Source organism: uncultured Chitinophaga sp. (genome assembly GCF_937874145.1).
Lineage (GTDB): Bacteria > Bacteroidota > Bacteroidia > Chitinophagales > Chitinophagaceae > Chitinophaga.
Window position 1 is genome coordinate 1 of record NZ_CALNBI010000102.1, and the last position, 7,393, is coordinate 7,393.

At 54.1% G+C, this 7,393-nt stretch carries 7 protein-coding genes; 3 read left to right on the forward strand and 4 right to left on the reverse strand.

Features of this window, described 5'->3' with window-relative positions; translation table 11 throughout:
- Positions 1 to 116 precede the first annotated feature (116 nt).
- Complete coding sequence (locus Q0510_RS04535) at positions 117 to 620, reverse strand: hypothetical protein (RefSeq protein WP_298708666.1); 504 nt, start codon at positions 618 to 620, stop codon at positions 117 to 119.
- Between the two features lie 332 nt (positions 621 to 952).
- Between Q0510_RS04535 and Q0510_RS04540 the strand changes: the two genes are divergently transcribed.
- A complete protein-coding gene (locus Q0510_RS04540) occupies positions 953 to 1,780 on the forward strand; it encodes an HAD-IIA family hydrolase (RefSeq protein WP_298708668.1) in 828 nt (275 codons plus the stop codon).
- Positions 1,781 to 1,844: 64 nt separating this feature from the next.
- Here Q0510_RS04540 and Q0510_RS04545 read toward each other — a convergent pair whose 3' ends face one another.
- Genes Q0510_RS04545 through Q0510_RS04555 form a run of 3 tightly spaced genes read right to left on the reverse strand, consistent with a single transcriptional unit; the run spans position 1,845 to position 4,774 of the window.
- Positions 1,845 to 2,552, reverse strand: a complete 708-nt coding sequence (locus Q0510_RS04545; protein WP_298708670.1) for a hypothetical protein — start codon at positions 2,550 to 2,552, stop codon at positions 1,845 to 1,847.
- A 15-nt stretch (positions 2,553 to 2,567) separates the two neighbouring features.
- Positions 2,568 to 3,026 carry a hypothetical protein gene (locus tag Q0510_RS04550; protein ID WP_298708672.1) on the reverse strand — a complete coding sequence of 153 codons (459 nt, stop codon included), beginning with the start codon at positions 3,024 to 3,026 and terminating at the stop codon, positions 2,568 to 2,570.
- 11 nt (positions 3,027 to 3,037) lie between these two features.
- Positions 3,038 to 4,774: a hypothetical protein gene (locus Q0510_RS04555; RefSeq protein WP_298708674.1), complete on the reverse strand. Its 1,737-nt coding sequence runs from the start codon at positions 4,772 to 4,774 to the stop codon at positions 3,038 to 3,040.
- Positions 4,775 to 5,032: 258 nt separating this feature from the next.
- Here Q0510_RS04555 and Q0510_RS04560 point away from each other — a divergent pair, with 258 nt between their 5' ends.
- Positions 5,033 to 6,274, forward strand: coding sequence for an NAD(P)/FAD-dependent oxidoreductase (locus tag Q0510_RS04560; protein WP_298708676.1), 1,242 nt, complete (start codon positions 5,033 to 5,035; stop codon positions 6,272 to 6,274).
- A 70-nt stretch (positions 6,275 to 6,344) separates the two neighbouring features.
- A partial coding sequence (locus Q0510_RS04565) for a glycoside hydrolase family 32 protein (protein WP_298708678.1) occupies positions 6,345 to 7,393 on the forward strand: 1,049 nt, incomplete at its 3' end.

The window sequence follows — 7,393 nt, forward strand, 5'->3', positions numbered from 1 at the left end:
CCTGTTCGACGGCCGGGTGCAGCTGAGCAACCTCAAATTACTGGGCTCGAAAACGCTGGGTTCGGGCGTGGTGACGTTGCACTATGCGAACCGTGGGGACTAACTGTACTGAGGTTTTATATAGATTCTGGCAAATTACCGCGCTTTATATCTGCAATAATCTCATCTGCGATCGCAACCAGCCTTTCTTCGATCTGCTGTGTAAGCCGTTCCAGGTTGTTGAAATCAGGATGTTCAACCAGCACGGTTTCAAGTATGGAGTATTGGGGCCTGGTAGTTCTGCCTTGATTCCATTTCGTTGATTTGAAAAATTGCCAGTATTTCTCCTGGAGGGGAATTGTTTGGCCTAACAGCCAAATTTCGAAACGCATTTCAGGATGATTGAGGACAAGGCCGAATTTTAGTTTCCGCTTTTTCAGGAAATCATTGGTGAAGTAAAAATATGTGTAGTCCATATACCCCTGGAACAGGCTGCCGAAGGCAAAACGTCCAGCGAGATGCTTGTCCAATGTTGTGCCCAGCCTGGTTACGTATTTCACGAGGCCCGCGTAGGCTTCCCGGATATCTCCTTGCTGCAATTGTTTTTTGTAAACGGTTATGCAATGATTGAGGTCAGGCATGTTATCAACTGGTTTATGGGGAAGGTTTTGTTCCAATATAAGAAAAACTATGCCATCGGGAAAGGCGCCAAAGATACAGGCGGCGGGCAGGCTGGAAGGGGCGGGGCATGATGGAAGCATTAGAAAAATCGATGCATCACAAATAATACATACATCATTCAACTTTATTTGTATATTTGATCCATCGGGCCATGCGCAACGCAAACCGATGCATCATGGCCTTCCTGCCTTATTCATCTCCACTTATCAAATCTGATCTCAATTTGCATTTTAATCGCCGGATAGCTTCGTCCCGTACGATGGCTTGCACGGTTCCATTTTAAAACCAAAATATGAATCAGAAAGGATTTCTTATCGACATGGATGGTGTCATTTACCGGGGCTCCGAAACCATCCCCGGTGCAGTGGAATTTATCAACAACCTGCGCGACCAGGGCTTTCCCTTCCTCTTCCTCACCAACAACAGCCAACGCACCAACCGCGACGTGTCCTACAAACTCCGGAAACTGGGCTTTAACGTGGAAGACGACGACGTATTCACCTGCGGTATGGCCACCGCCCGGTACCTCGCTTCCCGCACGCCCCGGGCCACGGCCTATGTGATCGGCGAGGGCGGACTGCTGGCCGAATTGCACGCCGCCGGCTTCTCCATCGTCGACGATCACCCGGATTATGTCATCATCGGCGAAGGCCGCACCATCATGCTCGAATCCGTGGACAAAGCCATCAATATGATCATGAACGGCGCGAAACTGATCGCCACCAACCTCGACCCGAACTGCCCCGTGGGCAACGGCAAATATCGCGCGGGCTGCGGCGCCTTCGTGGCCATGGTGGAATGCGCCACCGGCAAACAGGCCTTCAGCGTAGGGAAGCCCAGCCCCGTCATGATGCGCATGGCGCGCAAGAAACTCGGCCTCTCCACCGACCAGGCCGTGATGATCGGCGACACCATGGGTACCGATATCCTCGGCGCCGGTTCCATGGGCTTCACCACGGTACTCACCCTGTCGGGCGTTACCAAAGCGGAAGATCTGAGTCATTTCAGCTACCAGCCAGATTTCGTGATCTCCTCCGTAAAAGACCTCCTCAACCCGGAACTCTTCGAAAAAGTACTGCACAGCAGGAAGGAACTGGTGGAAGAGATACCTTTCCCATAACCGGATGCAATAAAAAAAGCAAAGGCTTCAGTAATGAAGCCTTTGCTTTGATTTTCTTAACGACTTACCGCACCTGGATGCGCAGCGTACGCAGCAGTGTGTCCGTATCCGTTCGCAATGTTTTCACCTGCAGTTCGAAGTCGCCCGTGAGGTGGAAAGGATTGCTGGCGGTGGCCGTCACCTGCTGGTTTTCGGTATACGCAAACGCGGGAATCACCAGTTGCAGCGTGGTATCCAGCGACACCATGTTGAAATACACCTTCGCCGGGTCGGAAACCATTCCTTTCCCGGGCTCGCGGAACAGGTCTACGGTGAACGTAAAACTGCTGGCCGTATCGCCTGTGTACTGGCTGGCCGATAGCAGGAAATCGTTCGGATAGGAGCGGCCGAAAGTATATGCCGTGTCGATGGTGTAGTGTTTTTGTACAGAAGCACGTACCACGGCGCTGCCGATGCTGTCGCTTTTAAGGCGGACCTGTGCGTAGCCGCTGCTGTTGGCGGTAACGGTCTGAATGGTATCGTCGTTGCCGAAAGTGCCGCCTTTGACGGTGAACACCACTTCGCGCAGCAGGGAATCGGCCTCGCGGCTGATCTGAACCCCAACGAGGTAGGTGGATTTGTTATCCGCGGCTTTCTCCGCCTGGGGGGCATTGGCGAAGGCGATGACGTCTTTCAGCTGCAGTCCTTTCCCCAGCTGGTAATCGTCGTCTTTCTTGCTGCATCCGGAAAGCATCATGGCCGAAACGGCGGTTATGATGGCAAAGTATTTCATGTATCGTTGATTGGATTATTGGTATTTGAAAATGGCGCGGTCGGAAGCTGGAAGGGAAGGGAGCAGGGGAGATCCCGGCACATAATTGCCGCGCACCTCCAGGGCTACTTCGCAGCCTTCTTCGCCGGACTGGCTTCTGGTGATGATGATGTAAACCTCCATCCAGCGGTCGTTGCTGCTTTCCGTGTCTTCATACCAGATCAGGGATTTGGGCGTGAATTCGAGGATGTAAGGCAGGTTATGGGGCGCCGTATCAAAGTCGCCGATCGTTACCACTTCATCCTTTTCAGGGATGTAGATAGAAACAAGCTCGACGTCGGCGTCTTCCGAAATCGTCAGATGGTAATGCCCTTTGTTGGGGCCCGGGCTGGAAAAAGATTCAGACCATTCGATTTTCAGGGTCTGGTCCGGTTTGCCGGGTTTGAAGCGGAACTCCGTAGGGTCGAGGGTGAAGTTGTTTATTTGGACAGACATAAGGGATGAATTTATTGTTTGAAGATGTTTGCGACATGGCCGTTGCCGAAGCTTTCGAGGAAGCTCTGGATATTGAAATCCAGCGACAACGACACGAATGGCGCGGCTTTGACGTGGTAATTGCTCTTGTTGGCCAGGGGATCGGTGGGGTATTGGTAGAAGAAATACGCGCCGCCGTTGATTTTAAAAAATGAAAGCAGCCGGAATCCTACGCCCGAGATCAGGGCCATATCCTCGCTGACGATGCCCCTGCGGATACCGTCCTTTTTAATGGAAGTCAGCGATACGCCCAGCAGCAGCGAAGCCCTGGAGCCGATAACATCCGCGAATTTGCCGCGGTAGTTACTGAGCGGGAGCGAGGTGTCGATGGCGCGGAAGTAGAAGTTCATCCCGGCGTATAGGTTGAAACGGTCTACCCGGGCCACATACGCGTAACCAAGATCAAGGGTGACGTGCATTTTGAACCTTTCTTCCAGGGAAGTGGGATAGGTGTTGCCGGTTTCTTTGTAGGAGAACAGGGATTCGCTGAGTTCGACGGCGATATTCTTTTTCAGATCATCGCGGGCTTGCAGGAGCTCATCCAGCGGCTTGTCGATCTTCGCCTGGAATTTCCCGGCCATATCGTTGGCGATGGTGGCGATTTCGGTGGGGGAGAGGCCTTTGATCTTTTCTTTGTTCAGGTCGTTTTTGAATTCGGTGGTGAAGTCCAGGTCGCTCTTCGTGGCATTGAACCAATCCGTTTGCTTCATTTTCTTTTCTACGGACGATGAGATTTTCCCGATGGGGAGATCTTTATCCAGTACGCCTTTGGCGGCGATCTGCCGCTTGCTTTCGGTCAGGCTTCCCAGGATAAGGGCCAGCTCTTTGCGGAGGCTTTCCAGCTGTTTCTCGTCCGAAACAATTTGCTGCGCGAGTGCGGGGCTGGTGTCTGTTTTGGCGTTCTCTTTCAGCCCGCCGATCTTTTTCTCCAGGACGTCGATTTCGCCTTCCTTGTCGGTCACCAGCTTCGGTTTTTTCCCCGGGGAGCTGTTCAGAAGGTCGTATGCTTCGCCATAAAATCCTTCTTTATGGTGCCGCAGTTCGGCGCGGATCTGGTTGAGGGCGTTGGTGGCACCGAGGAAACGGGTGAACTGTTCGTCGTAATTATCCCCCGAAAGGGTATATTTCCCATTCACCTCTTTGGCCGCCGCTTCCGCCGCCGCGTGGATGGCGGCCATGTTTTGCGACCAGGATTTGGAGCCTCCGGGCGTGAGCAACTGGGTAACGATCACCTGGTTGTTGGCCGCAATGAAGCCGGCATCATCCATGATGGCCTGAACGGCGGCATCGTTTTCTTCGTCGCTGAGCTCAGTGTAGGTGTTACCCGCAATCTCCACCAGGTAACTGGCGTTGGGGCGGAGGAATACCAGCACGGGGATGTTCAGGGTGTCGGAATGCCGGTCGTATTTGCCGGTCTGGTAGAAGAGGGTACAGGCTTGCTTGTTCATTTGCAGGATGGAGTCGGTCAGGGGATTTTTTTTATCCCATCTCCCTTTGTAATTGATGCGGTTGACGTCGTAAACGACAACGTGTACATCTTTCACATCATCAGGGATGTTGACGCATTTGATGTTGAAGGGCTGGTCGAAAGGAATGGCGCCTGTTAATGCTTTCTTTTCGAAATCGTACTCGACCGTTTTTCGGTTTTGGGAATAGCTACTTGTAACACCAATGAACAGGAGTGTACAGGTAATCATGAGAAATCGCATGCAGGGTATAGTTTATTTTTTTGGTTGCTTGAATACAAAGGATAGTGCCGGTATTGGGGCGTAATTATAGGGCAAAGTCAATAAATAATACGGTTAATTTTTTATGGGGTGCCGGTTAAAAAGGAGTATAAATCAAAGATAAGTAATTGGATGATAATTCAAAATTTTGCATTAGATTCGTCTCTCCAGGCCGCGCAGATCCTCCGATCCCCGCGGCTTTTCTTTTACAACCCTGAAACGATCTCATACCTGAATCCGATGATGCTGGAAACAAAAGTTTGTATCCTGGGCGCCGGCCCGGCAGGCGCTACCACCGCGCTGCAACTGGCTTACATGGGCATACCCTGCCTGGTGATCGATAAGGCCGTCTTCCCCCGTGACAAAGTCTGCGGCGACGGCCTTAGCGGGAAGGTGCTCACCCAGCTCTCCCGGATCGACAAAGGTATTGCGGAGCGGCTGCAGCAGCTGGTCTTCAAGGAGGACAGCTGGGGCGTCAGCTTCGTGGCCGCCAACCGTATGGGCATCAACATCCCTTATAAACCGAATTACCAGAAACTGCCCGGCGAGCCCCGGGGATTCGTATGCAAACGCATCCACTTCGATAATTTCCTCGTGGATGAAATGAAACGCTGCCCGCAGATTCAATTGATTGAAGGAAAAGCCATCACCCAGCACACCCTGGAGCCCGACGGCTACCTGCTATCCGACGCCGCCGGCACCCTCAGGGTCAAGGCGCAGCTGGTGATCGCTGCCAACGGCGCCCATTCCGGGTTCACCAGGGACGTCGCCAACATCCGCATGGAGCCGGCGCACTACGTAGCCGGCATCCGGGCGTATTACACCGGCATCGGCGGGCTGCATCCCGACAATCTCATTGAACTGCATTTCCTTAAAAACGTGCTGCCCGGTTACTTCTGGATATTCCCCCTGCCCAACGGGGAAGCCAACGTCGGGATCGGCATGCTGAGTAAATTGGCGAGGAAGAAGAAAGCCAACCTCAAGCAAATGCTGCTCGACGCCGTGCAGCACGATCCCGTCATGCAGGAACGCTTTAAAAACGCCAACCTCCAGGGCACTATCGACGGCTACGGCCTCCCGCTCGGCAGCAAAAGGAGGAAGCTTTCGGGAGAAAGATACCTCCTCGTGGGCGACGCCGGCTTCCTGATAGACCCCTTCACCGGCGAAGGCATCGGCAATGCCATGTACTCCGCCCGCATGGCCGCCGCGCAGGCCGCCGCTTCCATAGCCGCCAACGATTACTCCGCCGGCGCCCTGCAAGCCTATGACGCCGAAGTGTACCGCGTCCTGGGCCCCGAACTGACCATGAGCACCCGCCTGCAGAAGCTCATCCGCTTCCCCTGGCTGTTCAATATGCTCATGCGCCTCAGCGCCGGCAACCAGGAATTGCAGGAACTCCTTTCCAGCATGTTCCACGAAGTGGATATCCGCAAGAAACTCGCAAGCCCCGGGTTTTACCTGCGCCTGCTGCTGAAGCGGTAACGGGTAGTACTTTGTGTCGACTTTGCCTATCTTTGAAAAAACAGGATTCCACGCCGCAAAGCTCCAACGCATGAAAACAACGCCTCGTCTACTGGCCGCCATGGCCGTGCTGTGCAGCCATCTGCCAGCCTCCGCATCCGACACCGCCATCACCGTTACCAAACGATACCTCAACCTGCCCGTTTCCCAACAGAACGAACGCGCCATCATGACGATGAAAGCCGCCGGGGAAGAAGAGCGCAGCTTCCGCATCCGACTCAGCGCCACGCCCGAATACTGGGTGTTCGTGGACATGAGCGCCTGGAAAGGCAAAACCCTGCGCCTGCAATTCGACGGTAGCGGTGCCGGAATATCGCACATCTACCAGGACGACCGCATCGCCGGGCAGGACTCCCTCTACCGGGAGCACCGCCGCCCGCAGTACCATTTTTCCACCCGCCGCGGTTGGATCAACGACCCCAACGGGCTCGTTTTCTACGAAGGAGAATATCATCTCTTCTACCAGCACAACCCTTACGAACGCGAATGGGAAAATATGTCCTGGGGCCACGCCGTGAGCAAAGACCTGGTCCACTGGCAGGAGCTGCCCGTTGCCCTGCACCCCGACAAATCCGGCACCATGTTCTCTGGCTCCGCCGTGATCGATTACGATAATACTTCCGGCTTCGGAAAGCCCGGCTACCCCGCCATGGTGGCGCTGTATACCGTCGACAGCCCCGACCGGCAGGTGCAGTCCCTGGCTTACAGCCTCGACAAAGGCCGCACCTGGACCAAATACGCCCGCAATCCCCTCATCGATTCCAAAGAGAAATGGAACAGTAAAGACACCCGGGATCCCCGCGTGCTCTGGTACGCCCCGGGCAAGCACTGGGTCATGGTGCTCAATGAGCGCGACGGCCACTCCATTTACACCTCCGCCAACCTGAAAGACTGGACCTACCAGAGCCACGTCACCGGCTTTTGGGAATGCCCGGATTTATTTGAGCTCCCGGTCGACGGGAACCTGCAAAACAAAAAATGGGTCATGTACGGCGCTTCCAACACGTATATGATCGGGAGGTTCGATGGCAAAACGTTTACGCCCGAGCAAGGGAAATACTACTTCTCCGCAGGTTCCAT